Source organism: Bacillus shivajii (genome assembly GCF_020519665.1).
Lineage (GTDB): Bacteria > Bacillota > Bacilli > Bacillales > Salisediminibacteriaceae > Bacillus_CA > Bacillus_CA shivajii.
Map to the genome: position 1 here is coordinate 2,539,031 of NZ_CP084703.1, position 26,430 is coordinate 2,565,460.

At 37.0% G+C, this 26,430-nt stretch carries 25 protein-coding genes; all 25 read right to left on the reverse strand.

The window, feature by feature from the left end; all coding sequences use genetic code 11:
• Positions 1-2: 2 nt before the first annotated feature.
• Positions 3-1,295 (reverse strand): EF-P 5-aminopentanol modification-associated protein YfmH, encoded by a 1,293-nt coding sequence (yfmH, locus tag LGQ02_RS12395; RefSeq protein WP_226514682.1) that lies wholly within the window; start codon positions 1,293-1,295, stop codon positions 3-5.
• Positions 1,288-2,583, reverse strand: a complete 1,296-nt coding sequence (yfmF, locus tag LGQ02_RS12400; protein WP_226514683.1) for an EF-P 5-aminopentanol modification-associated protein YfmF — start codon at positions 2,581-2,583, stop codon at positions 1,288-1,290. The genes yfmH and yfmF overlap by 8 nt, the downstream gene beginning before the upstream one ends.
• 775 nt (positions 2,584-3,358) lie before the next feature.
• Complete coding sequence (locus LGQ02_RS12405) at positions 3,359-4,078, reverse strand: GntR family transcriptional regulator (RefSeq protein ID WP_226514684.1); 720 nt, start codon at positions 4,076-4,078, stop codon at positions 3,359-3,361.
• Positions 4,079-4,239: 161 nt separating this feature from the next.
• Positions 4,240-6,606 (reverse strand): FtsK/SpoIIIE family DNA translocase, encoded by a 2,367-nt coding sequence (locus LGQ02_RS12410; protein WP_226514685.1) that lies wholly within the window; start codon positions 6,604-6,606, stop codon positions 4,240-4,242.
• Between the two features lie 128 nt (positions 6,607-6,734).
• On the reverse strand, positions 6,735-6,950 hold the full coding sequence (locus LGQ02_RS12415) for a YlzJ-like family protein (RefSeq protein ID WP_226514686.1): 216 nt from the start codon (positions 6,948-6,950) through the stop codon (positions 6,735-6,737).
• Positions 6,947-7,711 (reverse strand): ClpP family protease, encoded by a 765-nt coding sequence (locus LGQ02_RS12420; protein WP_226514687.1) that lies wholly within the window; start codon positions 7,709-7,711, stop codon positions 6,947-6,949. Before LGQ02_RS12420 ends, LGQ02_RS12415 begins: the two co-directional genes overlap by 4 nt.
• Positions 7,712-7,974: 263 nt before the next feature.
• Positions 7,975-8,853 carry a 4-hydroxy-tetrahydrodipicolinate synthase gene (gene dapA, locus LGQ02_RS12425; RefSeq protein WP_226514688.1) on the reverse strand — a complete coding sequence of 293 codons (879 nt, stop codon included), beginning with the start codon at positions 8,851-8,853 and terminating at the stop codon, positions 7,975-7,977.
• A 24-nt stretch (positions 8,854-8,877) separates the two neighbouring features.
• Complete coding sequence (gene dapG / locus LGQ02_RS12430) at positions 8,878-10,095, reverse strand: aspartate kinase (protein ID WP_226514689.1); 1,218 nt, start codon at positions 10,093-10,095, stop codon at positions 8,878-8,880.
• Between the two features lie 41 nt (positions 10,096-10,136).
• On the reverse strand, positions 10,137-11,189 hold the full coding sequence (asd, locus tag LGQ02_RS12435; RefSeq protein WP_226514690.1) for an aspartate-semialdehyde dehydrogenase: 1,053 nt from the start codon (positions 11,187-11,189) through the stop codon (positions 10,137-10,139).
• 200 nt (positions 11,190-11,389) lie between these two features.
• Positions 11,390-11,983 carry a dipicolinate synthase subunit B gene (locus tag LGQ02_RS12440; RefSeq protein WP_226514691.1) on the reverse strand — a complete coding sequence of 198 codons (594 nt, stop codon included), beginning with the start codon at positions 11,981-11,983 and terminating at the stop codon, positions 11,390-11,392.
• Between the two features lie 3 nt (positions 11,984-11,986).
• Positions 11,987-12,886 (reverse strand): dipicolinic acid synthetase subunit A, encoded by a 900-nt coding sequence (gene dpaA, locus LGQ02_RS12445; protein WP_226514692.1) that lies wholly within the window; start codon positions 12,884-12,886, stop codon positions 11,987-11,989.
• A gap of 308 nt (positions 12,887-13,194) precedes the next feature.
• Positions 13,195-13,425, reverse strand: a complete 231-nt coding sequence (locus tag LGQ02_RS12450; protein ID WP_226514693.1) for a YlmC/YmxH family sporulation protein — start codon at positions 13,423-13,425, stop codon at positions 13,195-13,197.
• Positions 13,426-13,501: 76 nt separating this feature from the next.
• The gene (locus LGQ02_RS12455; RefSeq protein ID WP_226514694.1) at positions 13,502-14,740 is read right to left on the reverse strand and encodes a M16 family metallopeptidase; all 1,239 of its coding nucleotides are present in this window, start codon (positions 14,738-14,740) and stop codon (positions 13,502-13,504) included.
• 28 nt (positions 14,741-14,768) lie between these two features.
• The gene (locus LGQ02_RS12460; RefSeq protein ID WP_226514695.1) at positions 14,769-15,740 is read right to left on the reverse strand and encodes a polysaccharide deacetylase family protein; all 972 of its coding nucleotides are present in this window, start codon (positions 15,738-15,740) and stop codon (positions 14,769-14,771) included.
• A 232-nt stretch (positions 15,741-15,972) separates the two neighbouring features.
• Positions 15,973-18,069 (reverse strand): polyribonucleotide nucleotidyltransferase, encoded by a 2,097-nt coding sequence (pnp, locus tag LGQ02_RS12465; protein ID WP_226514696.1) that lies wholly within the window; start codon positions 18,067-18,069, stop codon positions 15,973-15,975.
• A 294-nt stretch (positions 18,070-18,363) separates the two neighbouring features.
• Positions 18,364-18,633, reverse strand: a complete 270-nt coding sequence (gene rpsO, locus LGQ02_RS12470) for a 30S ribosomal protein S15 (RefSeq protein WP_226514697.1) — start codon at positions 18,631-18,633, stop codon at positions 18,364-18,366.
• A gap of 147 nt (positions 18,634-18,780) precedes the next feature.
• Complete coding sequence (locus LGQ02_RS12475; RefSeq protein ID WP_226514698.1) at positions 18,781-19,722, reverse strand: bifunctional riboflavin kinase/FAD synthetase; 942 nt, start codon at positions 19,720-19,722, stop codon at positions 18,781-18,783.
• Between the two features lie 42 nt (positions 19,723-19,764).
• On the reverse strand, positions 19,765-20,643 hold the full coding sequence (gene truB, locus LGQ02_RS12480) for a tRNA pseudouridine(55) synthase TruB (RefSeq protein WP_264184033.1): 879 nt from the start codon (positions 20,641-20,643) through the stop codon (positions 19,765-19,767).
• Positions 20,644-20,824: 181 nt separating this feature from the next.
• On the reverse strand, positions 20,825-21,175 hold the full coding sequence (gene rbfA / locus LGQ02_RS12485; RefSeq protein ID WP_226514700.1) for a 30S ribosome-binding factor RbfA: 351 nt from the start codon (positions 21,173-21,175) through the stop codon (positions 20,825-20,827).
• An 83-nt stretch (positions 21,176-21,258) separates the two neighbouring features.
• On the reverse strand, positions 21,259-21,540 hold the full coding sequence (locus LGQ02_RS12490; protein ID WP_226514701.1) for a DUF503 domain-containing protein: 282 nt from the start codon (positions 21,538-21,540) through the stop codon (positions 21,259-21,261).
• Complete coding sequence (gene infB, locus LGQ02_RS12495) at positions 21,537-23,675, reverse strand: translation initiation factor IF-2 (protein ID WP_226514702.1); 2,139 nt, start codon at positions 23,673-23,675, stop codon at positions 21,537-21,539. Before infB ends, LGQ02_RS12490 begins: the two co-directional genes overlap by 4 nt.
• Before the next feature lie 60 nt (positions 23,676-23,735).
• A complete protein-coding gene (locus tag LGQ02_RS12500) occupies positions 23,736-24,038 on the reverse strand; it encodes a YlxQ family RNA-binding protein (RefSeq protein ID WP_226514703.1) in 303 nt (100 codons plus the stop codon).
• The gene (rnpM, locus tag LGQ02_RS12505) at positions 24,035-24,313 is read right to left on the reverse strand and encodes an RNase P modulator RnpM (protein ID WP_226514704.1); all 279 of its coding nucleotides are present in this window, start codon (positions 24,311-24,313) and stop codon (positions 24,035-24,037) included. The genes LGQ02_RS12500 and rnpM overlap by 4 nt, the downstream gene beginning before the upstream one ends.
• A gap of 14 nt (positions 24,314-24,327) precedes the next feature.
• Positions 24,328-25,488 carry a transcription termination factor NusA gene (nusA, locus tag LGQ02_RS12510; RefSeq protein ID WP_226514705.1) on the reverse strand — a complete coding sequence of 387 codons (1,161 nt, stop codon included), beginning with the start codon at positions 25,486-25,488 and terminating at the stop codon, positions 24,328-24,330.
• Positions 25,489-25,512: 24 nt separating this feature from the next.
• Positions 25,513-25,983 carry a ribosome maturation factor RimP gene (gene rimP, locus LGQ02_RS12515; RefSeq protein WP_226514706.1) on the reverse strand — a complete coding sequence of 157 codons (471 nt, stop codon included), beginning with the start codon at positions 25,981-25,983 and terminating at the stop codon, positions 25,513-25,515.
• Positions 25,984-26,430 lie beyond the last annotated feature (447 nt).

The following is a 26,430-nucleotide window of genomic DNA, read 5'->3' on the forward strand; positions in this document are numbered from 1 at the left end:
ATTTATTCTCCTTTAGGTACTACGAAACATTGACTCATCTGTGTGTCTACATGGAAATGCTCATTTAATGACGATTGTAAATCTTCTTTCGTGATTTGTTCAAGTACTGGTATAACATCAAAAAGGTTCATGTCATTAAATTGGTATCTCGTAAATTGGTTTGCAATATATTCTGGCGAATTTAATGAACGAAGGAAATACCCAATTTTCTTTTTCCTGATACTTTCCATTTGACCTTCATCTAAGTCGCCCTCCAAAAATCCAGTGACCATTGTTTTAATTTTATCTGCCAATTCTTCTGGCTTGTGTGTATCGCCACCGATGACAGAGAACCCGAAACCATATTCACCAGAGTAGTCAAACGAAAACGAATCATCAATAAGCCCTTCTTTGTAGAGCGTTTGGTAATTTTCTGAGCTTTGACCAAACATCATTTCAAGTAAAAGCTGAATCGATAGCTCATGCTTTAATAGTTCTTCTCCTTGGCGTCTTGGCTCCTTATCTTTAAAGCCGACCAGACATTTTCCAGTATTTACATTCATTTTTATAACTTCTTTTTTCTTGTGCACTTCAGGAGGTTCAGCTTCAAAAAAGCGCTCAATTTCCTCGGGCTCCTCAAACGTCTTCTTACTTTGGTTTTCCCTTATTAAGGTTAAAACGTTCTCTGGATCGATGTTTCCAACAACAAACATAACCATGTTACTTGGATGATAGAACGTTTCATAACACGTATATAAAAGATCTTTCGTAATTTTATATATCGAATCGACCGTTCCAGCTATATCAATTTTTACAGGGTGGTATTCATATAAGTTACTGATAAGCCCGAAATAATTTCTCCAGTCAGCATTGTCTTCATACATTTTAATTTCTTGTTCTATAATTCCTTTTTCTTTTTCAACAGATTCTTCCGTGAAATAAGGCTTTTGTACGAAGTTTAATAATGTTTCAATGTTTTTCTCAATATTCATCGTGCTTGAAAACAAATAAGCCGTTCTTGTAAAGCTTGTAAAAGCATTAGCCGAAGCGCCTTGCTTACTAAATTGATGGAATACATCTCCTTCTTCATCTTCAAACAACTTATGTTCTAAGAAGTGGGCAATACCATCTGGAACTTTTATTGCCTCATCTTTTCCTAAAGGAATAAAGTTATTATCGATAGACCCGTATTTCGTCGTAAACGTTGCAAACGTCTTGTTAAAACCTTCTTTTCTAAGAACATAAACGTGAAGCCCATTATCAAGTTTTTCTTCATATAACGTTTCTTGTAGCTGATCAAAAGAAATTTTATTCATTTGTGTTACCTCCTTTCCCTTTTAAGAAGTAAACGGTATCTAGCTGAATCTTTTCAGCGACGCCAACAACATCCTCTTTACTCACTTTATTAATTTGATCCATCCATTCGTTTAGTGGCTTTTTATGATCTGTTAGTTCGTTATGGTATGAAAGTTCAATTAATCCCCTTGGGACATCCATCGTTTCAAGAAGCTGATTTTTAAAGACAGCTTTCGTTTGTTCTAGGTCCTCATCAGAGAATTCTCCATTTTTCATATCATCCATTTGTTTATGAATAATCTCTGTTGCAGCATCAAATTTATTCGATTCAATACCTGACATGACGATTAATAAGCCTTTATGGCTTTCTACTCTAGAAGCTGCATAATATGCTAAACTCGCTTTTTCACGCACGTTAACGAACAGCTTGGAGTGCGAGAAACCACCAAATATTCCATTAAAAAGTTGCAAAGCAAAATAATCATCATCGCCAAATGTTGTTCCTGTACGGTACCCAATGTGCAGCTTCCCTTGCTGAATGTCCTGTTCTTCGATCACTTCGTTAGCATCATTAATTGTTTTATGCGTTACTTTCGTATGTTTAGCTGAAGGTCGCTCACTTCCTTCAGGGAATTGAAAATGTTTCGTGATCATTGATTTCGTTTCTTCTTCATCAACATCACCTAAAACATACACATCAATCATATCGTTTAGTAAGGTCTGTTCATAATATTCATATAAAGACATTTCATCTATTTTATCGATTTTGTCTTTATCTCCAAGAACGAACAAACCAAAAGGTTCTTCTTCACACATTACTTCTGTTAATCGTTTATTTGCATAACGCATTTTATCATCATAAACAGAGTCAAGCTTTTGCTTTAGTGTTCTCTTCTCACCTTCAACGATTTCTTTATCAAAACGATCGTTATCTCCAGTTGGACGTAGCAGAACTGAAGCGATGAGTTCCATCGCTTTTTCGAATAAAGGCTCACTATCTTTCAAAAACTTCTCATTTGCAATATCTAAGCGAATAGTCATTAGGTGAGACTCACCTTTTTTGCTAACATCCACGTTAAGTGTTGCTCCGTATAATTCATCTAACGCTCTACGAATATGTTGTCTTGAAGGGTATTCTTCCGTTCCATTTTGTAAAACGTAAGGAAGCAACGCTCTTTTGGTCACGGTGTCTTCTTCTAGTGGGGCTCTCATATGAATAAGAATTGTATTTGTTTTATATGTCTTAGATGGCAAAACATGAACATTCAAGGGCCCTGCTGTAAAGTCGTACATTTGTTTTTCGATCATTTATTTCCCTCCTTAATTCCTACTCTAATCATACCTATTGTTCGAAAACTTTATGTTGTTAATACATGATTACTTTGATTTTAGGAAAAAAAAACCTATATTGCAAAGATTATAAGTTTTTATAGATAATATGGAGTTATATTTAATCAATCTTACTTGAATCAATTTCATACCTCAAAATATGATGCGAAATTCCGAATGATGAGTGTGAACTTCACTTCAGACGGACGCTTTCCCGAGGGCTTGTCTTCAGCTAACTTAGGCTCAACAACTCTTCGCCTAAGTGGATCTTCAGACTGCGCTGATCCTCCGGGAGTCGCCGTCTTTTGTTACGTTCACTTCTAAACAAAACTTGGCTTTTCGCCAAGTCTTAATAAGGAACTTCGTCTAAAGTCGATCACGTCCTGTGATCAACACCGAAGCCACCACCTCCTGTGGAAGTAAGCCTTAGTTGCCACAAGCTCAACTCCTATGATTAAACGACGAGTTGCGACGAGTAACCGCAGGAGCACCGAGCATTTGCTTCTTCGAAACCCCTTCGAGCTGCGACGAGCAAGCGTAGCGGCGCAGGAGCACTTATCTATCGACCATAAATTTATAAATTCTGATAGTACAAATAAAACGTACATTTAATGAAGTATTTATAATATCATTCGTTTCACTGCGCAAAAAACGTAATTATGAAATTCATTCACTTATATATGCTTTTAAAGCGAAATGATGAATGTCATCTTCAAGCCATAAAAAAAGCCCTTTTTAAAAAGGACTCTTCGGACTAAACACGTTTTCTTAAGACGTGGAACTTAAACTTATCCGCTCTAAAGTAGTTAATCGAATATAAAACAGGGCGTTCTTGTTCATCGTAATGCATTTGTTTTAGAACAAGTAAAGCCGTTTCAGGTTCGCAATTTAACATTTCTGATACGCGTTCATGATATCCAATTGGTTCAATTTGCGTTAGTGCATAAGCAATCGTTGTTCCTGATTCTTCTAATTGATCGAACATCGATTGTTGCTCATGAGAGACATAATCTGGTAGGTACGACTTCGGAATTTTATCTAAACAATAAACAACAGGCTCATCGTCAGCCGTTCTTACACGTTCAATAGTAATCAAATCATTTAAGGATTCGTCTTGAAACCTTCTACAGTCATCTTCAGTTGCCCCCATGATTGATGAAGATAAAAAAACTGTTCCAGGTTTCATATTCGCTTGTTCAATCATCCCTGTTACACTTGAGAGTTGTTCGATCCCAGAAGAAAATAAAGGTCGTGTATTTATGAATGTCCCCACCCCATGCCGACGAACAATCACACTTTCATCTTCAAGCATGCGAAGTGCCTCTCTTAATGTTGCCCTGCTAATTCCTAGTTGTTTTGATAGTTCAAATTCTGACGGGAGCCGTTCACCAGCTTCATATATCCCTTTTTCTATATCTTCTTTAATTTTATCTATTACTTGTAAATATAGTGGACGATGGTCTGATTTTATCATTTTTTTACACTCCTCTACCAATACAGCCATTTCTTTACTAATGTAACATGTTTTTTAGCCACATTTCTATCTTTTTTTAAAACGTTTTCACAAATTTTATATAATATTCCGATTTTCTGATCAATTCTTTATATTTCGCTGTTGGTAAGAAGAAGCATCCTTTATTCATTGGATGCTTCTTTATCTTCAGCCTTCGAAATCAGTACTTCACGAGGTTTGCTTCCTTCATATGGACCAACAATGCCTCGCGCTTCCATTTCATCTATTAATCTTGCAGCTCTTGTATATCCTATACGAAATCTTCTTTGCAACATAGAAACGGAAGCTGTTTGCATTTCAGCAATGAGTTGTACAGCATCATCATACAATTCATCATCTACTTCTGAAGTAACAACTTCTTCCCCTTCTTCTGGGATCATCTCTTCTGCATATTGTGCTTTTTGCTGTTCAATACAGTGCATAACAACACGTTCTACTTCATCATCTGATAAAAAGGCTCCTTGAATTCTTGTCGCTTTATTAGCTCCTACCGGTAAAAATAGCATATCTCCTCGACCTAACAGTTTTTCTGCTCCATTACCATCTAAGATTGTTCTAGAATCGGTGGAACTAGAAACACCAAATGCAATTCGAGAAGGTATATTAGCCTTAATGACACCCGTAATGACATCAACCGATGGACGCTGAGTAGCAATAATTAGGTGAATCCCTGCAGCTCTTGCCATTTGCGCTAAACGGGTGATCGAATCTTCTACATCAGATGAAGCAACCATCATTAAGTCTGCAAGCTCGTCCACAATAACGACAATGTAAGGAAGAAGCTGCTGCTTATTTTCTTCATCCCTACTTTCGTTTTGCCTTTTAACATACTGATTATACCCTTCGATATTTCGAGTTCCTGAGTATGCAAACAGTTCATAGCGTCTTTCCATTTCATTAACAACTTTTTTCAAAGCTTGTGATGCTTTTTTCGGGTCCGTAACCACAGGAGATAACAAATGTGGAATCCCGTTATAAACGTTCAATTCAACCATTTTCGGATCAATCATCATTAACTTAACTTCATGTGGCTTACTTCGCATCAAAATACTAATGACAATTCCATTAATACAAACACTTTTACCGCTTCCTGTTGCACCAGCAACTAGCATATGTGGCATTTTATTTAGTTCAGAAATAACAGCTTCACCAGATATATCTCTACCTAATGCAATTGCAAGCTTGTTGTCCGTATCCTGCATAATTTGAGAATCTAACACTTCACGTAATGTTACTAAGGAAACTTCTTGGTTTGGTACTTCAATCCCAATTGCAGATTTACCTGGAATCGGAGCTTCCATACGAATATCTTTTGCAGCGAGTGCCAATGCTAAATCATCTGTTAAATTAACAATCTTACTTACTTTCACTCCTGCACTTGGATATACTTCATATTTTGTGACAGAAGGGCCAAGATGAACCTTCGTTACTTTTGCATTTACTCCAAAGCTTTCTAACGTTCGTTCAAGTTTGCGTGCATTTTTCGATAGCATTGAATGCTCTCTTGACTGGTTTACTTTTGCCGGATTTGCTAACAAATCAACTGTAGGTAATTCATAATCCTCATTTGCTTCAGCTCGAACAACTAATGATGTCGTAACTTCTTCAGTTTTATTCGCTTCTTGTTTAACCTCTACATTTTCAAACTGATCAACTGTCTTTGTTTCAGTTACGGTTTCAGGATGTTCGGTTGCTTCCAACGTATTCTCACTTTCAGTACTATCATAGGCCTTTGTGGAAAAGTCATAAATAATGGGTTCCTCTTCTGGGGTATTAATGACATCATTTTCCTCTAAAACATTTTGTTTGATTTCTTTTGCATGCTTTTCTTTTCGTTCTTGAAGGCGACCTCTCAATTGTTTTACAGATTCAAGAAGTGATGTTTTCAAATTCTGCCAATGTTTAAGTATAAATGTGAATAAATTCCCACCACTTTTATTCATTGCATCAACAATTGATTTTCCTGTCATTAACATGATGGAAGTGATAATTAAACCTATTGCAAAAACGATCGTTCCTCCAGAAGAGAATAAAAAGTGTGTCGCTGCAAAGCCAACTGCTCCAACCATACCGCCACCTATTTCATCCACAACAGCTTGATCTTGGAGCTGTAGCCAAAAAAGGTGCCACGTATTACGAATCACAGAGCGGTCAATAAACTCTGTATGGTTACTAAGTTCACGAAATAAGCTTACGTGACTTAACAATGTTAATGAGAAAATAAGTAAATAAAGACCGACCAACTTTCTTGTCCATATGTAAGGGATTTTTCTTTTGATCATTAAATAGCCAGCGAAAAAGAAAAGTCCTATTGCCAATACAATGTGCCAGCTTCCTAGAAAGAAACGAAACAATTGAACGAGACCTTCCCCAACAATCCCTAATCTCGCAAAAGTTATAAGAGAAACGATAATTAGAAATAAACCTGACAACTCATACGTTAATTGTTTTTTCCATTTTTGGTTCTTTTTTCGTTTTTTCTTTGCCATGTCCTCACCCCAAACCTATATCCAAATGGAAGCAGCAGCCGAAGTTGCGGCTGCTGTTATCTACCTTACCTTATCGAACGCTTGTTTTCATTATTATAGCATAATAGTTAGGGATTTTTCCATGATCGTTAATTGTTTTTTTGATACATCTTACCAGGTTCATATTGTGAATTTAAGTATAAGTTTGGGTCAGTTGAAAAGAGTCGAACGATGCGGTACGTTTGATCTTCTTGTCTTTCTACCAGTAATTGGCCACCTGGGATACTAACCATTTCTTGTTTATTATAAGCGGCTTCTTCAACAGGAAAGACTGACTCTGCAGGCTGATACGTATATAAAATCATTGAACAACATCCTTACTACCCATCTGTTTGTGTTGTTCGATCAGTTCATTTAACTTCTTCATCGCTTGACCGATACCACCGACTTCATTAATAATTCCATGCGAAACAGCATCTGCTCCAATGACATTTGTACCAATATCTCTTGTTAAATTCCCTTTTGATAGCATTAATTCTTTAAAGTCTTCTTCTGTTACATTAGAGTGTCTTGTTACAAAGCTAATAACACGATCTTGCATTTTATCTAAGTACTCAAAAGTTTGTGGTACTCCAATCACTAGTCCTGTTAAACGTACAGGGTGAATGGTCATTGTTGCTGTTTCTGCTATAAAACTATAGTCAGATGCAACTGCAATTGGTACACCGATTGAATGACCTCCACCTAAAACTAACGTTACAGTCGGTTTCGAAATTGATGAGATCATTTCTGATAATGCTAGTCCTGCTTCTACATCACCACCAACTGTATTCAAAATAATTAATAGTCCTTCAATTTTCTGGTTTTGTTCTGCTGCAACAAGCTGTGGAATCATATGTTCATATTTTGTTGTTTTATTTTGTGGAGGAAGTTGCATATGCCCTTCTATTTGACCAACAATGGTAAGAACATGAATATTCGACTGTTCCATTTGGGGGACATTTGTCTGACCTAGCTGTTGGATCTTATCAATAATCCCTCCATCTTTACCACCTTCGGTTTTCTTCTCATCTTGATTCGGTTGTTGAGGTTGCTGAGGTTGTTGTGTATTCGGTGTTTCGTTCATATATGTGCCACTCCTTTCTATTAGGCAATGTTGCACGTATCATACATTAACAAAGCCCTCTAAAAAGTAGTATGGAACCGAGCGGTTATTTTCATGTATAAAACTTAATTCTCCCAAATAAACAAAAAGCAGGTCGATAATAAAAAAATTAAAAAGAGGCTGACTCACAAGTTTTTGAGTCCCCCTATATAGCAGTGGAGTCATAAACTTTGTTCATGAGTCAGCCCTTTTATACGACCGGTGTCATATTCACTTAATTATCCTTATTCACTCTTACTTAAGCCAAGTAATTCCGCTAATGTATGACGCTCTTCAGAAGATAATGGTAACAATGGTAAACGGACACCGCCAACATCCAAGCCTTTCATTTGCAAGGCAGTTTTTACAGCTACAGGGTTTGGTGCTATAAACATACCTTTCATGATCGGTAAAATACGCTGGTGAATCTTTGCAGCTTCTTCAACATTTCCATCTTTATAAGATTGGACCATCTTTTTCATGTCATTGCCAATAACGTGGCTAGCAACTGAAACAATCCCTGCTCCTCCTACTGACACACAAGGTAAGCTTAGACCATCATCCCCTGAATATAAAGTAAAGTCACTAGGAGTACTTGCAATAATGGTTGTCATTTGCTCTAGATCACCACTCGCTTCTTTAATTGAAACGATATTATTAATTTTTGATAAACGAATGACTGTTTCAGGTAACATATTTACAACAGACCTTCCAGGCACATTATATAGCATGACCGGGAGGGATGTTTTTTCCGCTATTGTTTTAAAATGAGCATAGAGACCCTCTTGAGATGGCTTATTATAATAAGGAGTAACAAGCATAATACCATCTATGCCTGTTTTCTCCGCTTTTCTTGTAAATTCAACAGATGCATACGTATTATTCGATCCAGTTCCTGCTATTACTGGAACTCTACCATTTACCGCTTTAACTGAATGTTCATACAATGCGAGTTTTTCTTCAGATGACAATGTAGGAGACTCCCCTGTAGTGCCTCCAACGACAATAGCATCAGACCCATGATCAATTAAATAATCGATCAATTTCGTCGTTTTTTGAAAGTCAACATTCCCCTTTGAATCAAAGGGGGTGACCATTGCCGTAATTACTTGGCCGAAATTCATACTCTTCACAACTCCTTAAACATGTTAATCTTTGCTGTCTAAAAACATTTCGTGTAATGCATTAACTGCTTCTTTCATATCATGCCCTTTTACAAGGACCCAAATCGTCGTATGAGAATCTGCTGATTGCAAAATTTGGATATTTTGCTTAGCTAATGATTCAACGATTCGTGACGTTACCCCAGGTACACCAGTCATACCTGCTCCAACCGCAGAAACTTTCGCACAATTTCTCACTACTTCTGGAGATAACTCCATTTCCTCTAAAATACTGATGGCTTCATCTGAAACTTCATCATTTACTGTATAAACGACACCCATTGGGTGAATATTAATAAAATCTACAGATATATTTGCTTTTGCCATCGCTTTAAATACTTTTGCTTGCAAATCGTATTGCCCATCTTTAGCAAACACTTTTATTTGTGTAACACCATTTACATGAGCGATTCCAGTCACAGGACGTTCTTCTACATCTCTTCCAACTAGATTAGTCGTACTTGATGTAATTAGCGTACCTTCATCCTCACTTTTAGTAGATCGAATCCGGATTGGCACCTTTGCTTGCATTGCCACTTCCACTGCGCGTGGATGAATAACTTTTGCACCTTGGTAAGCCATATTACAAATTTCATTATATGTGACGACATTTAACGTTTTTGCTTTATCTACGATTCTAGGATCTGCCGTCATGACCCCTTCTACATCTGTAAAGATGTCAACGACTTCTGCAGATAAAGCTGCACCTAATGCCGTTGCAGATGTATCACTGCCGCCTCTACCTAGAGTAGCAACTGTCCCTTTAGGTGTCTCCCCTTGAAAACCAGTTACGACAACAACATCGTAGTTTAATAATTCGTTTTTCAAACCATCTACTTTCATTTCGGTAATTTTAGCATTTGTATAATCTTCGGTTGTGCGAAATCCTGCTTGTGCGCCAGTTAAAGCTATTGATTTCACACCTTTTTCTTGAAGTAAATGAGAGAAAACCACTGATGAAATTGTCTCTCCACATGATGCTAATAGATCTAGTTCTCTTTTTGAAGTATGGTTTTGTGCCCCACCAACAAGGTCTATTAAAGTATCCGTGGCGTAAGGATCACCTGACCTTCCCATTGCTGAAACGACAACTACAACCTTTTTCCCATCTTTTAATGCTTGCATAACATGACCTGCTGCCATATTACGCATTTCTTCATTTTTCAGGGATGTACCCCCAAACTTTTGAACGATGATCTTCATATTCCACCTCATGACGTATTAATTGTTCGAATTTTTACGTATTATTTGTCTAGTAAACCTAGCTTTTTAAGTGAAAATGCGATTTGTACAGAGTTTAGTGCTGCTCCTTTTAAAAGGTTATCTGCAACGATCCATAAGTGGAATCCGTTTTTACGGTCTAAATCCTGACGAATTCTACCAACGAAAATATCATCTTTATCTGCTGCATCAACAGCCATTGGATAAATTTGATTTGCTGGATCATCTTGTAAAGTAACGCCAGGCGCTTCATTTAGGATGTTCTTAATATCTTCAACGGTAACATCTTCTTTTTCAACTTCAATAAACACTGATTCCGAATGTCCTGTTTCAACCGGTAATCTTACACAAGTTGCAGCAACACTTAAATTCTCATCATGCATAATCTTTTTCGTTTCATTCATCATTTTTAATTCTTCAAATGTATACCCATTATCTTCGAATTTATCGATTTGCGGAATTGCATTGTAAGCAATTTGATAATGTTTTTTATCTCCACCAGTAGGTAAGATTTCTTTTGTCGTTTCTTCACCTTCTAGCACTTGTTTAGACTGTAAATACATTTCATCAATAGCATCTACACCTGCACCTGAAACTGCTTGATACGTTGAAACAATAATACGCTCTAAACCGAAAGCTTTGCGTAATGGTTCTAAAGCAGCGACCATTTGAATCGTTGAACAGTTAGGGTTACTAATTACCCCTTGATGATTTTTCAAATCATCTTCATTCACTTCAGGTACAACAAGTGGTACATCTTTATCCATTCTAAATGCACTTGTATTATCAACAACAATAGCACCATGTTTTACTGCTTCTGATGCGAGAGCCTTTGATACAGACCCGCCTGCACTAAATAGTGCTAGATCTATCCCTTTAAACGCCTCTGGGGCTGCTTCTTGCACAGTTACTTCTTCGCCTTTAAATAATACTTTTTTCCCTGCTGAACGTTTTGAGGATAATGGCAGCAAAGAGGCTACAGGAAATTCCAACCTTTCAAGAGTTTCTAACATTTTTTGTCCTACTGCTCCAGTTGCACCAACTACTGCAACATTGTATCCATTTTGCTTTGTCATGTCATGTACTCCTCCCATTTCTATTAATTCTTATGCAATGTCTAAGATGGAATATAGATAAGTTTAATATCAGTGAACATAAGCCCTATGCTTAATCACAGGAATAAAAATATAACGTAGTTAAGAAGGTCTTAACTACGAATGAATGTATGCTCACTATAACCATGTTTTTATTCTATCAGTATTTGAGAAATTTTTCACTAATCTTTGTACCTTTCAATGAGAACTGGTTGAAATTGCTTCCCTTCTATTGCATATTCAACCGAATCTTTTAATTTTGTCATATCTGCTACTAATGAGTTCGGCTTTTTAAACGGATGATCTTGACCGAATGGGACGAAATATATATTTTTCGTTGCCATTAATTTCATAACATTGACACCATTTAATCCTAGAGCATCATTTGTAGAAACGGCTAAGACGACAGGTCTTCCTGTTCGTAAGGTTGCTTTTGCTCCCATTAGTACAGGGGAATCTGTCAATGCATTCGCAAACTTACTCGTAGAGTTACCTGTTAAAGGAGCAATGACCATACAGTCTAATGGAGTCTTCGGACCAAATGGCTCTGCTTTGACAATTGAGTCAACGATTGGCTCATCTGTCACACTTTTAATCTTTTCAATCCAATCTTCACTTTTCCCGAACTTCGTATCTGTCGATTGTACGGTATAACTAACAAATGGCGTTACTTTTGCTCCTGCTTTTACAAGCTTCTCCATTTCAGGTATCACTTCATCATATGTGCAATGTGAACCAGTTAATCCAAAACCAATGTGCTTACCTTTTAAAGACATTGACTAATTTCCTCCTTTTAGCACTTCCCATTGATCAAATAAAAGGGTTGATAATACATTAGCAATGATTTTCCCTGCCGTTTTCGGTGCAACGATTCCAGGCAAACCTGGAGCTAACAACGCTTTAATCCCACGCTTTTCTGCATATCTAAAATCCGTTCCTCCAGGCTTTGAAGCAAGATCTATGACTAATGTATGAGGTGGCATTTTTGATAAAACTTCACCTGTGACTACTTTTGCAGGTATTGTATTTATGACAACATCAGTATCTATAACCTTTTTTTCTAATTGCGAAAGGTCAAATGCTTTAAAACCCATTTCAAAAGCTCTAGCTCTTAAATCAGATTCATTAGCTGCAACTGATACTGAAGCACCTAGACTTTGAAACGTACGTGCAACAGTCGTTCCAACTCGACCTAACCCTGTAACAAGTACTTTAGAATCATGAATGGTAATATCCGTATGCTGGATCACCATCATAACCGTCCCTTCAGCTGTTGGGATCGAGTTGTAAATTGCAACATCATCTCTGTCAAAAACTTCGATTAACGTTTTATTTGTTTGTTGTGTTAGCTTTTTTAAATACTGAGTTGAAATACCAGAATAAATGACTGTTTCATTCGGTGTTTCTTTTAGCCACTTTTCATCAATGGTTAATTTTTCTCCACTAAAGATGGACTCAACTTCACCTTCTTGATTGGCTCCGCTTACTGGTAATATGACTGCATCTACTGTTTTCGGATCAATGGTTTGAAAAGTGTGTTTGTTTGCACCAGCAAATCCATCATCTAATTGTTCAAAACCTATTAATGAAACCTTTGCATCTTGTTCTGATAATTTACGAATGACTTCTAGCTGTCTGGCATCCCCACCAATAATGACGACATGCATCCCTGTCAACAAATTACTTTCTCCCCTTTCTATACTCATTTTTTTACGAAGGGGAACTTGCTTACGATGACCAACTCACCACATCTTATGTATTTGTCATGATACGTGTGAGAGGTGGACATGAGTTTAATTTGATTTTTTATAAAAATATTGTAATCGCTCGTTCACGAAGCTTAAATATTCCTTTTTAAAGCTTCATGGTAAATTTTTTTAAACTTTCATATATGAAGAACTTGTATTTAATAAACTGTTAGAGGAAAGCACAACAGAGTTTAACAAAATTAAAAGCACATGCCTTTTTAGACATGTGCTTACTAACTTTATACGTCGATAATGATCATATCGGTACCGATCTTTTTTATTTGTTTCCAATAAACAGTAACTTCTTTCTCACGTTTACCTAAACCGAACCACTTTAATGTTGGGATGACAAACGCTTCAATTTGCCCATTTTTTTCATCAATGAGTAAGTCTGTTTGACCGAGTACTCCTAGACGTTCACCTTTAGAGTAATCAATAATTTCTTTATTTCCAATTTCACTTAGTCTCATTTTTGGTCCCTCCTCTAGTTGTTTATACCATCATATGTTTTAGGACCTTAAACATGCTGTGAAAATTGAAGAGAAATTAATGAACGTTTTTTGGTAACTCCCCATCCTTACTTATTAACGTCAACGCGTAACGATCAGAAAATATTTTATTTGCTGTATCTTGAACTTGATTCATTGTCACTTTGTCAATTTTTTCTGTAATTTCATCTAAACCACGGTGACGCCCTAGCATTAACTCATTTTTACCGTTTCGGCTCATACGACTATTTGTACTCTCTAATCCGAGCATAAGACTTCCTTTTAGCTGTTCTTTTCCATTTTTCAACTCTTTTTCCGTAATACCATTGTCCTTTAAACCATCTACAGTATGCATCATAATATCGAATAAATCATTTACTTGTTCATGAGCTGCACCTGCATAAATTGTAAGCATCCCAGAGTCATGGAAAGAAGAGTGGTATGAGAATACAGAGTATGCTAATCCCCTTTTCTCACGGACCTCTTGGAATAAGCGACTGCTCATAGAACCTCCTAGAGCATTATTTAAAAGGATTAAACTATATATATTTTCATCTTCAATTGGAAGTCCCTCATAACCTAGACAGAAATGTGCTTGTTCTGTATCTTTCTTTCTTGTCAAATATTTTTGATTAAATTGAGGTTTTTGTAATTTCTTTTCTACTGATGAATACTTCATTGACGAAAAAACGTCTTGTACATATTCAACAAATGATTCATCAACGTTACCGCATATTGAAATGACGACATTACCTGCATGATAAAATTGATTCATATAGTCTCTAAGTGAATCTGCAGAGAAATTTTGCAATGTATCCTCAGTTCCTAAGATTGGAAGGCCTAACGAATGGTCACCATAGCATGCTGTACTTAATAAGTCGTGGATAATATCATCTGGTGTGTCTTCACACATTTTGATTTCCTCTAAAACAACACCTTTTTCTTTAGATAGTTCTTTTGTTTCAAAAGTTGAATTAAAATACATATCTGACAACACATCAACAGCATGCTTGGCATGCTCATCTAAAACCTTTGCATAATAGCAAGTATACTCTTTTGATGTAAATGCATTAACATGTCCCCCAATTGAATCGAAAGACTCAGCAATTTCTTGAGCTGTTCTTGTTTTTGTTCCTTTAAAAAACATATGCTCTAAAAAGTGCGAAACACCATTTTCTTCTTTACTTTCAAACCTTGATCCTGTTCCTATCCAAATTCCTACTGATACGGAACGAACGGTATGGTTTGGTTCAAAAACAATTCTTAAACCATTATCTCCTACGAAGCGCTTAATCACGATGTACCTCCTATAACTTTACTTCCAGTTAATGACTGTTTATATGATTTCTTTTCTCACTTAATGTTTCTCCTACTGTACCTAAGGTTAACCCTTTTTTCTCAATTCCATCAATCATCATTTGTAACCCTTTAACTGTTGACGATGTCGGGTGCATTAAAATTAATGAACCTGCTTCTGTTTTTCTTATCACACGGTTAGCCATCTCTGTATGGTTAGGCTTTTTCCAATCTACCGTGTCTACAGTCCATAATATCGTGTATAACCCATGTTCTCTTGCCACGTCAACTACGTCTTGTCTATAGCTTCCACTAGGCGGCGCAAACCATTCAGGCTTTTCATTTAAAGTTGCTTTTATGATTTCATTTGTCTTTACAATTTCTTCTTCAATTCTAGACTTAGACAAATTTTTCATATTTGGGTGTGAATAGGCATGGTTTCCAATTTCATGACCTTCCTCTTCAATCATCTTAGCAAGTTTCGGATTATTTTTCACCCAGGAACCATCTAAATAAAAAGTACTTTTTATATTATTATCATTTAAGGTCTTTAAAATTTCTGGGATATATTCATTGCCCCAAGCAACATTTATCATAAATGAAGCCATTTTTTTCTCACTATTGCCTCGATATATTGGAGCAGGCGGTAGATCTTTTAATGTAACCTTAGGGGAAACTTCGTCAAAAACGATCTCTCTTTCATTGAAAGTTCCAGTTTGTTTCATCTTTTCATATGTCTTTGCTACATTTATTTTCATTCCATTAAGGCCAGGTATCGCTTTCCAAACTTTATCGATGACAGCATCTTGAGGAGCGATTGAATAACTTTCCTTCTTACTTAATATTTCCAAATATAATGGATCTTCATTCTTCATAACCACTTCCGCTCGGTCATGTAATTCCATAATGTAACCTTTAGTTATTGGGTGTTGTGTACTAGAAAATGTAATAATAAATATGATAACAAATGTACAAAATTGTATAACTGCTTTTTTAAACATACTTGTCCCTCCCCCTCATTAAAAGTTATGCATAAATGAGTGAGGATAGAACGATTGATCATTATGTATGTAAAAGTGCCAAATGTATAAAGGATACTCGTCGAATGTAAGCCTGTATGGCAATAACAGAGTCGCACTTTTAAATTTTGCTACGACAATTAAAGAACTATGCAAATAATTTATACATTATTAAATTGTAAAGAAAAAGACTGGGTATTCCCCCAGTCTATTATTATTCTTTTGTCTCTTCTGGTAGGAGAGCTTTTCGTGATAAATTCACACGTCCTTGATTGTCGATTTCAGTTACTTTAACTAAAACTTCATCTCCAATTGAAACAACATCTTCGACTTTATTCACACGCTCTTTTGCTAATTGAGAGATGTGAACAAGACCGTCTTTTCCTTTGAACAATTCAACGAATGCACCAAACTTCTCAATCCGCTTAACTTTTCCTAAATATGTTTGACCGACTTCAACTTCTCTAATAATATCTTCGATCGTTTGCTTCGCCTTTAAGTTCATTTCTTGCTCAGTAGATGAAATGTATACTGTTCCATCTTGCTCAATATCAATCTTAACGCCTGTATCTTCAATAATTTGATTGATCATTTTTCCACTTGGTCCAATGACATCACGGATTTTATCAGGATTAATCTTCATTGTTAAAATCTTTGGCGCATAGTCGCTTAGTTCTTTTCTTGATTCTGGAATCGCAGATAACATGTTTTCGAGAATCTTCATACGACCATCTTTCGCTTGAGCAAGTGCTTCTTCTAAGACTTCGCGGTCGATTCCCTCAATTTTAATATCCATTTGTAATGCGGTAACACCATTTGATGTACCTGCAACTTTAAAGTCCATATCACCAAGAGCATCTTCCATTCCTTGGATGTCTGTAAGAACTGATACGTCATCTCCGTCTTTTACAAGACCCATGGCAATTCCAGCAACTGGCGCTTTAATTGGAACACCTGCAGCCATCATTGCTAAAGTACTTGCACAAATACTAGCTTGTGACGTTGAACCGTTTGATTCAAGAACTTCAGAAACGAGTCGAATTGTATATGGGAATTCCTCTTCAGAAGGGACGACTTGTTCAAGTGCTCGTTCACCTAAAGCACCGTGACCAATTTCGCGACGCCCTGGTCCGCGAATTGGGCCTGTTTCTCCTACACTAAATTGTGGGAAGTTATAATGGTGCATAAAACGTTTTGACTCTTCAATTCCAAGTCCATCTAATACTTGAACATCACCAAGTGCCCCAAGTGTACATACACTTAATGCTTGAGTTTGTCCACGCGTAAATAACCCTGAACCGTGAGTTCTTGCTAGAATGTCTACTTCAGAAGTTAATTTACGAATTTCATCAATTTTTCTTCCGTCAGGTCTGATTTTATCTTTTGTGATTAACTTACGTACAACATCTTTGAAGATTTTATTTAAAATCTCTTTTGCTTCACCTGAGCGATCGTCTTCTTCATCTGTATATTCTTCAGTAATGCGATCCATCACTTCTTTAATCGCCGCTTCTCTTGCATGTTTTTCAACTACTAATGCAGCTTCTCTCAAGTCAGCTTCTGCTTTTTCACGAATTTCTTTTTCTAAGTCTTGATCAGATGTTAGTAACTGAACTTCAAATTTCTCTTTTCCTACTTTTTCAATAATCTCTTCTTGGAAGGAAATTAAACGTTTAATTTCTTCATGCCCGAACATAATTGCTTCTAACATTGTTTCTTCCGGAACTTCTTTCGCTCCAGCTTCTACCATGTTAATTGCATCTTTTGTACCTGCTACAACTAAATCAATATCACTTTCTTCTAGTTGAGCTGGTGTTGGGTTTACGATAAATTCATTATCGATTCTACCTATTGTGACTCCAGCAATCGGACCTGCAAAAGGAATATCAGAAACTGAAAGTGCTAACGACGACCCTACCATTGCTGCCATCTCTGATGAACATTCTTGGTCATTACTCATGACGATACTAATAACTTGTACATCATTTCTAAATCCATCCGGGAATAACGGTCTTATAGGTCTATCAATTAAGCGACTAGTTAATACAGCATGATCACTAGGTCGACCTTCACGTTTAATGAATCCACCTGGAATTTTACCCGCTGCATATAAACGCTCTTCATAGTTAACTGTTAGTGGGAAGAATGGTAAATCCTTTGGTTCTTTCGATGCTGTTGCTGTTGATAATACAGTAGTATCACCATAGCGCACCATAACCGCACCATTTGCTTGCTTTGCATATTTGCCGACTTCAATTGTTAATGTTCGACCGGCCCATTCCATTGAAAAAATTTGTTTTTCTTGTTCCATCTTACGAGTAACCCCTCTCGTCCTTTAAATTCGCCTACTATTTTATTGTTGGCTATTTTTTATGTACTAAACATGTTGAACTAAAAATTGTTTTATAAGGTGAAATTGGAAACAATCACCTGTTGCATTTTCTCTAAAACTTATCATATCAAAAATTATTAAAAGAGGAAATAGTTTGTCGATATGAAGAATGAGGAACTTAAGCTCGATATTGTCATTGAAGAGAATGTGTTGGTTCATGAAAAGTATGTTCATACACGAAAAAAAGCGGGGCAATGCCCGCTTTCTTAATAATTATCGACGTAAACCAAGTTTGTCAACAAGCTGACGGTAACGAGTAACATCTTTATTACGTAAGTACGTAAGTAAGTTACGACGCTGACCAACCATTTTTAGAAGACCACGACGTGAATGGTGATCTTGCTTATGAGTACGTAAATGTTCGTTAAGCGTGTTGATTTGCTCAGTTAGGATAGCTACTTGAACCTCTGGAGATCCAGTATCATTCTCGTGAGTTTTGAAATCTTGAATGATTTCATTTTTACGTTCTTGAGTTAATGCCATCCTGTCCACCTCCTTTGTAATAATCCCCATCTGCCTAGCTAACGTTGGTGAATCGTGTCGCCAAGCAATGGTTATGAACATATTATATCATACTAGTTATTAAATAACATTGCAAGTAAAAATCACAATCGTGTTTTCATCGTTTTCTTAAGAATGGACGTTTTTGAAAAACTCTCGGGCATGAGAGACATCTAGTTTAATTTGTTTAATTAAATCATCGACTGATTGAAACTTTTTTTCCCCTCTTAAGTGTGAGAACCAACAGATCGTTACTTCTTCCCCATAAACATTCTTATCAAAATTAAAAATGTGTACTTCAATCGTCGGTTCATTTGGCTTATCATTATGAAACGTCGGTTTAAAGCCGATATTACAAACGCCTTGGAACCTCTCTCCATTCATTTCTCCTTCGACTGCATAGACACCGACAGCTGGAAGATGTGTTTGTTCTTCAGGCTGTACGTTTGCAGTTGGGAACCCTATTGTTCTTCCTCTTTGTTCACCTTTAACAACTACACCATGAGTTTCGTATCGTCTACCTAATAAATGGTTAACTTCATCCATCTTCCCATCTCTTAGTGCTTGACGTATTCTAGTTGAGCTTATTTTTTCCCCATCATCTTCAACTGGTGCGATCGTCGTTGATGTGATTTTATTTCTTGAATGGAATGGGAGCGTTTCCATTGTTCCTTTCCCTAACCTTCCATAAGTATAATCAAATCCAGCCACAACATGTTGGACATTCAAATCGATGAGATATTGATCAACAAACTGTTGTGGGTTCAGTTCAGAAAATGGGTGATCGAATGTAATAATAATTAAATAATCAACCCCCAAGGAGTCAATAAGCTCTGCCTTCTTTTTTAATGAAGTTAAATATTTAATTCCGTCACCTTTTCGCAATACTTCTTTAGGGTGCGGGAAAAAAGTCATAACCCCAGATTTACAATTTCGTTTCTCTGCTTCTTCTTTAGCCGTTAAAATCACCTTTTGATGTCCTTTATGTACACCATCAAAAAAGCCAAGAGCAAGAACAGAAGAAGGCATCTCTGTTACTTCGTGCGGGTGATTAATATAGATTGTTTCCATGCTGGTGCCACCTCTATTTTAGCTCATGTAATATGCGCTATATTAGTCATTAGTAATAAGCATTTTTGCAGGCTTCATCATACCATGACGTTTGGAGTGCTTTTCATACAAAGCTAAACATTCTCCATGTCGATTATACAGAGCTAATAACGGTTCGTCCATGATCTTTTTTGTTTGAGGTAATATCGCGCCATTTCTTACTTTCTTTTCTGTCTCGTCATCAATAATTTCAGTTGGATACTCTTTTAAGGCATATTCTAGAGAAAGCAATGATTCGTGAAGCTTCCCTTGGTCTTGTAATTCATTTAGCTCATCAAATGTAAAGCAATCGCCTTCATGAAAAGAACCAGATTGTGTTCTTGTAAGCTTTGACATGTGAGCAGGATAGCCTAACATTTCACCAATCATCACAGATAACGTACGAATGTATGTCCCTTTACTGCATGTTACTTCGAACTGAAAGCGGACAAGATTATCTTCTGTCGTTTCAATATTGGACGTTAAATTGATCGAATAGATCGTTACCGTTCGTTCAGGACGATCAATCGTTTTCCCTTCACGAGCATATTCATATAATTTCTTCCCATTCACCTTCACTGCCGAGTACATTGGTGGCGTTTGTTTTATGTCTCCTTTTAGTGAATGGAGAAGGTTTTCTACTTCTTCAGTAGTGATCGGTCGGTCCACTTCTTTCTGTTCAACTGTTTCACCTGATGCATCTTCTGTCGTAGTAGAATACCCTAAAGTGACTTCACCTGCGTACGTTTTCCTTTGCGCAGTTAAGTACTCAACGATTTTTGTCCCTCTTCCTAAACAAACTGGCAATACACCATCTACATCTGGATCTAATGTTCCTGTATGCCCTGCTTTTTTCGTAGCAAAAAGTTTCTTTACTTCTAACACCGCTTTAAATGATGTCATCCCTGCAGGTTTCCATAATGGTAATACACCATCTGTATGATTATTCACAACCTTCACCTTCTTAGAACGTTAATTATGTAAGAGTTTACGAAAACAGTATTATCTTGAGATTATGTTTTAGCGTACATAAAAAAATAATAAAGGGAAAAGAGGATAGATCATTTGTCTATCCTCCTTCTACTTATTTATCATCTTCATTCAATTTACGTATGAGTTCCTCAATACGATTTCCACGCTCAATACTTTCATCAAACTTAAACGAGAGTTCGGGTGTTTTTCTCAGCTTTACACGCTGTCCAAGTTCAGAGCGAATGAATCCCTTGGCTTTTGATAATCCTTCTAGAGTTTTCGCACGTTGCTCATCTTCACCATATACTGTTAAATATGCTGTCGCTTGCTGTAGGTCTCCTGTAACCTCAACAGCTGTGATTGTTACAAAACCGATACGCGGATCTTTCATCTCACGCTGGATAATATCCGTTAATTCTTTCTTTATTTGTTCTCCTACTCGGTTAGCACGAACATTACTCATTAAATAAACACCCCTGTTCATAAGGATATGCGAATACACTTATTGTCTGCTCTTGGTAGACAATATATTATGTGAGATAACTTTTAATGCCACTCCCACATTATTTGACTAACTTCAACACTTTCATGTTCATCAATGATTGATAAAGACTTTTGCAGTTCTTTTTCTGCTTGAACTTTATCTGTACTCACCGCTACAATTGTCCACTCAGTTCTTTGCCATACATTTTGATGGTTACTCTCAACTACGGAAACGTTGTAACGTTGACGAATGCGTGTTGTAATACTCTTTAAGATTGACCTCTTCTCCTTGAGTGATTGTGGGTCATACAATAAAGCTTCAACGATTAACGTACCGATGATCAACGTTTAATTTCCTCCATGATATAAGCTTCGAAGATATCTCCTTCTTTAATATCATTAAAGTTCTCTACAGTTATACCACATTCATAGTTTCGTGCAACTTCTTTTACATCGTCTTTGAAACGCTTAAGGGCATCTATTTTACCTTCGTGGATGACAACTCCATCTCTAATTAGACGAACTGTAGAATCACGAGTTATTTTTCCTTCCGTTACATAAGAACCAGCGATCGTACCGATTTTCGAAACTTTGAATGTTTGACGAACTTCCGCTTGACCAATCACCTTTTCTTGGTATTCTGGATCAAGCATACCTGTCATCGCAGCTTCAACTTCTTCAATCGCATTGTAGATAACACGGTGTAAACGAATATCTACTTTTTCAGCTTCAGCAGTTCGCTTAGCATTCACATCAGGTCTGACATTAAAACCAATGACGATCGCGTTAGAAGCACTTGCTAAAATGATGTCTGACTCTGCAATCGCCCCAACACCTGTGTGAATAATGTTGACTTTTACGCCTTCAACATCAATTTTTTCTAGAGAACCTTTCATTGCTTCAACTGATCCTTGAACATCGGCTTTTACGATAATGTTAATTTCTTTCACATCACCTTGTTGGATTTGATCGAAGAGGTCATCTAAGCTTACTTTTGAAGACTCGCGGCGTTCAGCTTCTTTTTGCTTCACCGCACGAGTTTCTCCAATGGAACGGGCTTTCTTTTCATCTTCAAATACCATAAATTGATCGCCAGCTTGAGGAACAGAGTTCAATCCTGTGATCTCTACTGGTGTAGATGGACCAGCTTCTTTCACACGACGACCAAGATCGTTAACCATTGCTCTTACTCGACCGAATGAATTTCCAACAACAATTGGGTCCCCAACATGTAACGTTCCAGTTTGAACAAGTAGTGTTGCAACAGGTCCACGACCACGATCAAGTTCAGCTTCTACAACCGTACCTCGTGCTGTTTTACCAGGATTCGCTTTTAACTCTTGAACTTCTGCTACGAGTAGAATCATCTCTAATAGTTCATCAATACCTGTTCCAGCTAGTGCAGATACGTTTACAAAAATCGTATCTCCACCCCAAGCTTCTGCAACTAATTGGTGTTCTGTTAGTTCCTGCATTACACGGTCAGGGTTTGCTCCCTCTTTATCTATCTTATTCACAGCTACAATGATCGGAACGTCTGCTGCCTTAGCATGGTTAATTGCCTCAACTGTTTGTGGCATAACACCGTCGTCAGCTGCAACAACTAGAATTGTAATATCTGTAACTTGAGCTCCTCGTGCACGCATTGTTGTAAATGCAGCGTGTCCTGGTGTATCAAGGAACGTGACTTTCTTATCATTTTCTTCAACTTGATATGCACCAATGTGTTGTGTAATACCACCAGCTTCGCCAGCTGTTACTTTCGTATGACGGATACTATCTAATAACGTTGTTTTACCGTGATCAACGTGCCCCATAATTGTAACAACAGGAGGACGCTCTTCTAATAAAGCAGGATCATCATTTTCTTCAAAGTTTTCGAATTCTGTCTCATCTACAATTACTTCTTCTTCTACTTCAACACCAAAGTCCTCGGCTAATAGCTCAATTGAATCTTTATCAAGCTCTTGGTTAATTGTTGCCATTACACCTAAGAACATCAGCTTTTTAATTACTTCAGAAGGCTCTTTATTAATTTTTTCTGCAAAGTCCCCAACAGTAATTGGTGGTGTATATACCACTTTAGACGGCATTTCCTTTGTTTTAGCAGCCTGTTGGTTTTGTCTTCCCTGATTTTGTTGTTGACCTTTATTACGTTTATTGTTGTCACGATTTTTTTTACGGTTTTTATCGTTATTTTGTGATGACTGGTTCTTCTGACCATCTTTTTTACGTTGGTTATTATTTTGCTTTTGATCTTTTGATTGAGCTTGTGACTTTTGATTGTTTTTAGAATTTGACTTCTTCTCGGGCTGATTTGAAGGTTTATTTGTCGTACCTTCAAGCTTTTGAATCGTCTCATCTGTAATCACACTCATGTGATTAGTCACTTCTACCCCTAGATCCTTTAGTTGGTTAATGATTTCCTTGCTTGATTTATTTTTTTGTTTTGCATATTCATAAATACGAATTTTACTCATATACTAACCTCCCACCTTTACACTGCGTCCATCCTCTCTATTGGACGTCACACTATAAAGTTATTCAATAATAGACTTTATTTTTTTTGCAAATCCTTGATCTTCAACCGCAACAACGACTCTTTCCCCTTTTCCGATTGCTTGACCAATCGTTTGACGATCACTAATGACAGCATAAGGAACATTGTAATATTTACATTTATCGGTCAACTTTTTCTTCGTATTCTCTGATGCGTCTTTTGAGATTATGACGAAGTATACATTATTTTTTTGGACCGCTTTTGTCACTAGTTCTTCGCCTGTAATTAATTTTCTTGCTCGAAATATTAACCCTAGGAAATTAATCCATTGTTCACTTTTCATGACTTTTGTCCTTTATGAACTTCTTTGAGAAGTTCATCGTAAATTTCATCAGCGACATTAGCTTTTAAATGTCTAGCTAAAATATTTTTCTTTTTTGCCTCTAGAACAACTTGTTCGTCATTGGAGATATAAGCTCCACGCCCCGATTTTTTCGAAGTTGGGTCAATGAAAACATCACCTTCTGGTGACCTCACTACACGAATCAGTTCTTTTTTAGGCTTCATTTCATTCGAAACGACACACTTACGAAGGGGTGTTTTCTTCTTACTTACCATGTGTCATCCCTCCCTTATTCTTCACGATCTTCCTCTTCTTGTGAAAAACCTACTTCTTCATCATATACTCTATCTTCAGCAGGGTCGTCTGTATATAATTCATCATCTTCTTGTGGGGCATTAGGATCGTAAATACCCAACTCCTCAGCTTCACTTTGGCTTTTAATGTCTATTTTCCACCCAGTAAGTTTTGCTGCTAAACGCGCATTTTGTCCTCTTTTACCTATCGCAAGGGAAAGTTGATAGTCTGGAACGATCACTTGAGTCATCTTTTCCTCTTCATCAACTGTTACTTGTAATACTTTTGATGGGCTTAATGCGTTGGCAACATAAACTTTAGGATCTTCTGACCAGCGAACAATATCAATTTTCTCACCTTTTAGCTCATTAACAATCGTTTGCACTCTTTGACCTTTCGGGCCAACACAAGATCCAACTGGATCTACTTCAGGATCTTCAGCATGGACAGAGATTTTTGATCGGTCCCCTGCTTCTCTTGATACAGATCTTATGTCTACCGTACCATCGTAAATTTCAGGTACTTCTAATTCAAATAAACGTTTTAATAGACCTGGGTGCGTACGAGAGATCATAATTTGTGGACCTTTCGTCGTTTTCTCAACTTTAGTGATAAAAGCTTTAATTCGGTCATTGTGCTTATACGTTTCATTTGGCATCTGTTCACTTAATGGCATTAAAGCTTCTACACGCCCAAGGTCTACATAAATGAAACGGTGATCTTGTCGTTGTACAATACCAGTCATAATATCTTCTTCACGGTCGATAAAGTCTGAGTAAATAATCCCTCTTTCAGCTTCACGAACACGTTGAGTGACAACTTGCTTAGCCGTTTGTGCAGCAATTCTTCCAAAGTTTCTTGGTGTTACTTCAATTTCCACAACATCATCGACATCATATTGCGGATGTATTGCTTTTGCTGCTTCAACAGAAATTTCTAACCTCGCATCAAATACTTCCTCTACAACAACTTTTCGTGCAAATACTCGGATAAGACCTGTATCACGGTCAATATCTACACGTACATTTTGAGCAGAGTTAAAATTTCGTTTGTAACCTGTAATTAACGCTTGTTCAATTGCTTCTAAAATAACTTCCTTATCGATACCTTTATCTTTTTCTATGCTTGTTAAAGCATCCATAAATTCACTGTTCATGAACAACAGTTCCCCCTTTCAAAATTAAAAAACAACAGCGAGTCTAGCCTTGGCCACTTTGTCATATGGTATGTTGACTTCTTTTTTTCTCGTTTTAATTGTCATTTCGACCGTTAACGCCTCACCATTGAAGTCTACAAGTTTACCCTCAAATGTTTTTTCACCATCTATTGGTGCATACGTTGTTACATTAACATTTTTACCAATTGCTTTTTGAAAGTCTTTTTCTTTTTTCAATGGTCGTTCTGCTCCAGGTGATGACACTTCAAGGTAATATGCTTGCTCGATCGGGTCAGATTGGTCCAAAGCTTCGCTTAAACGTTCACTAACTTTCGTACAGTCATCTAAGTCCACTCCGTTTTCTCCATCAATATAAACTCGGAGAAACCAGCTTTTTCCTTCCTTTTTAAACTCTACCTCAACTAATTCTAATGAGAGTTCATCTAAAATTGGTGTTACTAATTGTTCGGTCTTTTCTTTCGCATTACCTGCCATTCGTCTGAAATACCTCCTTTAACGACATATGTACTTTCATTCATTCCTTTTATAGTATCGGTTAATTATTCTTAAAGTGTTCGTTTACCCTTTGGAGTGAATAAAAAACGGTAAATGATGACAAAAGAAAGAGTGGGTTCACCCCACTCTTTCTGTAAGTACCTATTCTTAGTATTTCCATTTTACTATACCATAAACGTCAAACCCTTGCAAATTCGCTTTCCATCTCCATTTTCGTCTGATGCTAGTAGAAAAAAAGCAACATACAATGCTTCTGCAAAACGCTGTGAGCTGCTCCTGCGGTTACTCGTCGCAGGTAAAGGGTGCTTCGACGTATCCAACTATGAAGCCAATGCTAGTAGAGGAAAAGCAACATGAGCAGCCAAGCTAAAAACTTATTTTCAGAGTGGTCTCAGCCCCTTTTCATGCACAGGTTGTTATAAGGAT

What these genes read in the sequence shown, in the direction of transcription:
- LGQ02_RS12440 (WP_226514691.1), bottom strand. Translation starts at nt 11,983, where the DNA reads ATGTCTTTAAAAGGTAAGCACATTGGTTTTGGATTAACTGGTTCACAT.
- nusA (WP_226514705.1), bottom strand. Translation starts at nt 25,488, where the DNA reads ATGAACAGTGAATTTATGGATGCTTTAACAAGCATAGAAAAAGATAAA.
- asd (WP_226514690.1), bottom strand. Translation starts at nt 11,189, where the DNA reads ATGACAAAGCAAAATGGATACAATGTTGCAGTAGTTGGTGCAACTGGA.
- pnp (WP_226514696.1), bottom strand. Translation starts at nt 18,069, where the DNA reads ATGGAACAAGAAAAACAAATTTTTTCAATGGAATGGGCCGGTCGAACA.
- LGQ02_RS12450 (WP_226514693.1), bottom strand. Translation starts at nt 13,425, where the DNA reads ATGAGACTAAGTGAAATTGGAAATAAAGAAATTATTGATTACTCTAAA.
- infB (WP_226514702.1), bottom strand. Translation starts at nt 23,675, where the DNA reads ATGAGTAAAATTCGTATTTATGAATATGCAAAACAAAAAAATAAATCA.
- rnpM (WP_226514704.1), bottom strand. Translation starts at nt 24,313, where the DNA reads ATGGTAAGTAAGAAGAAAACACCCCTTCGTAAGTGTGTCGTTTCGAAT.
- rimP (WP_226514706.1), bottom strand. Translation starts at nt 25,983, where the DNA reads ATGGCAGGTAATGCGAAAGAAAAGACCGAACAATTAGTAACACCAATT.
- dapA (WP_226514688.1), bottom strand. Translation starts at nt 8,853, where the DNA reads ATGAATTTCGGCCAAGTAATTACGGCAATGGTCACCCCCTTTGATTCA.
- dapG (WP_226514689.1), bottom strand. Translation starts at nt 10,095, where the DNA reads ATGAAGATCATCGTTCAAAAGTTTGGGGGTACATCCCTGAAAAATGAA.
- LGQ02_RS12460 (WP_226514695.1), bottom strand. Translation starts at nt 15,740, where the DNA reads ATGTTTAAAAAAGCAGTTATACAATTTTGTACATTTGTTATCATATTT.
- LGQ02_RS12405 (WP_226514684.1), bottom strand. Translation starts at nt 4,078, where the DNA reads ATGATAAAATCAGACCATCGTCCACTATATTTACAAGTAATAGATAAA.
- LGQ02_RS12475 (WP_226514698.1), bottom strand. Translation starts at nt 19,722, where the DNA reads ATGGAAACAATCTATATTAATCACCCGCACGAAGTAACAGAGATGCCT.
- yfmF (WP_226514683.1), bottom strand. Translation starts at nt 2,583, where the DNA reads ATGATCGAAAAACAAATGTACGACTTTACAGCAGGGCCCTTGAATGTT.
- yfmH (WP_226514682.1), bottom strand. Translation starts at nt 1,295, where the DNA reads ATGAATAAAATTTCTTTTGATCAGCTACAAGAAACGTTATATGAAGAA.
- LGQ02_RS12410 (WP_226514685.1), bottom strand. Translation starts at nt 6,606, where the DNA reads ATGGCAAAGAAAAAACGAAAAAAGAACCAAAAATGGAAAAAACAATTA.
- truB (WP_264184033.1), bottom strand. Translation starts at nt 20,643, where the DNA reads ATGACATCATTTAAAGCGGTGTTAGAAGTAAAGAAACTTTTTGCTACG.
- rpsO (WP_226514697.1), bottom strand. Translation starts at nt 18,633, where the DNA reads ATGGCATTAACTCAAGAACGTAAAAATGAAATCATTCAAGATTTCAAA.
- LGQ02_RS12420 (WP_226514687.1), bottom strand. Translation starts at nt 7,711, where the DNA reads ATGAACGAAACACCGAATACACAACAACCTCAGCAACCTCAACAACCG.
- rbfA (WP_226514700.1), bottom strand. Translation starts at nt 21,175, where the DNA reads ATGAGTAATGTTCGTGCTAACCGAGTAGGAGAACAAATAAAGAAAGAA.
- LGQ02_RS12415 (WP_226514686.1), bottom strand. Translation starts at nt 6,950, where the DNA reads ATGATTTTATATACGTATCAGCCTGCAGAGTCAGTCTTTCCTGTTGAA.
- LGQ02_RS12500 (WP_226514703.1), bottom strand. Translation starts at nt 24,038, where the DNA reads ATGAAAAGTGAACAATGGATTAATTTCCTAGGGTTAATATTTCGAGCA.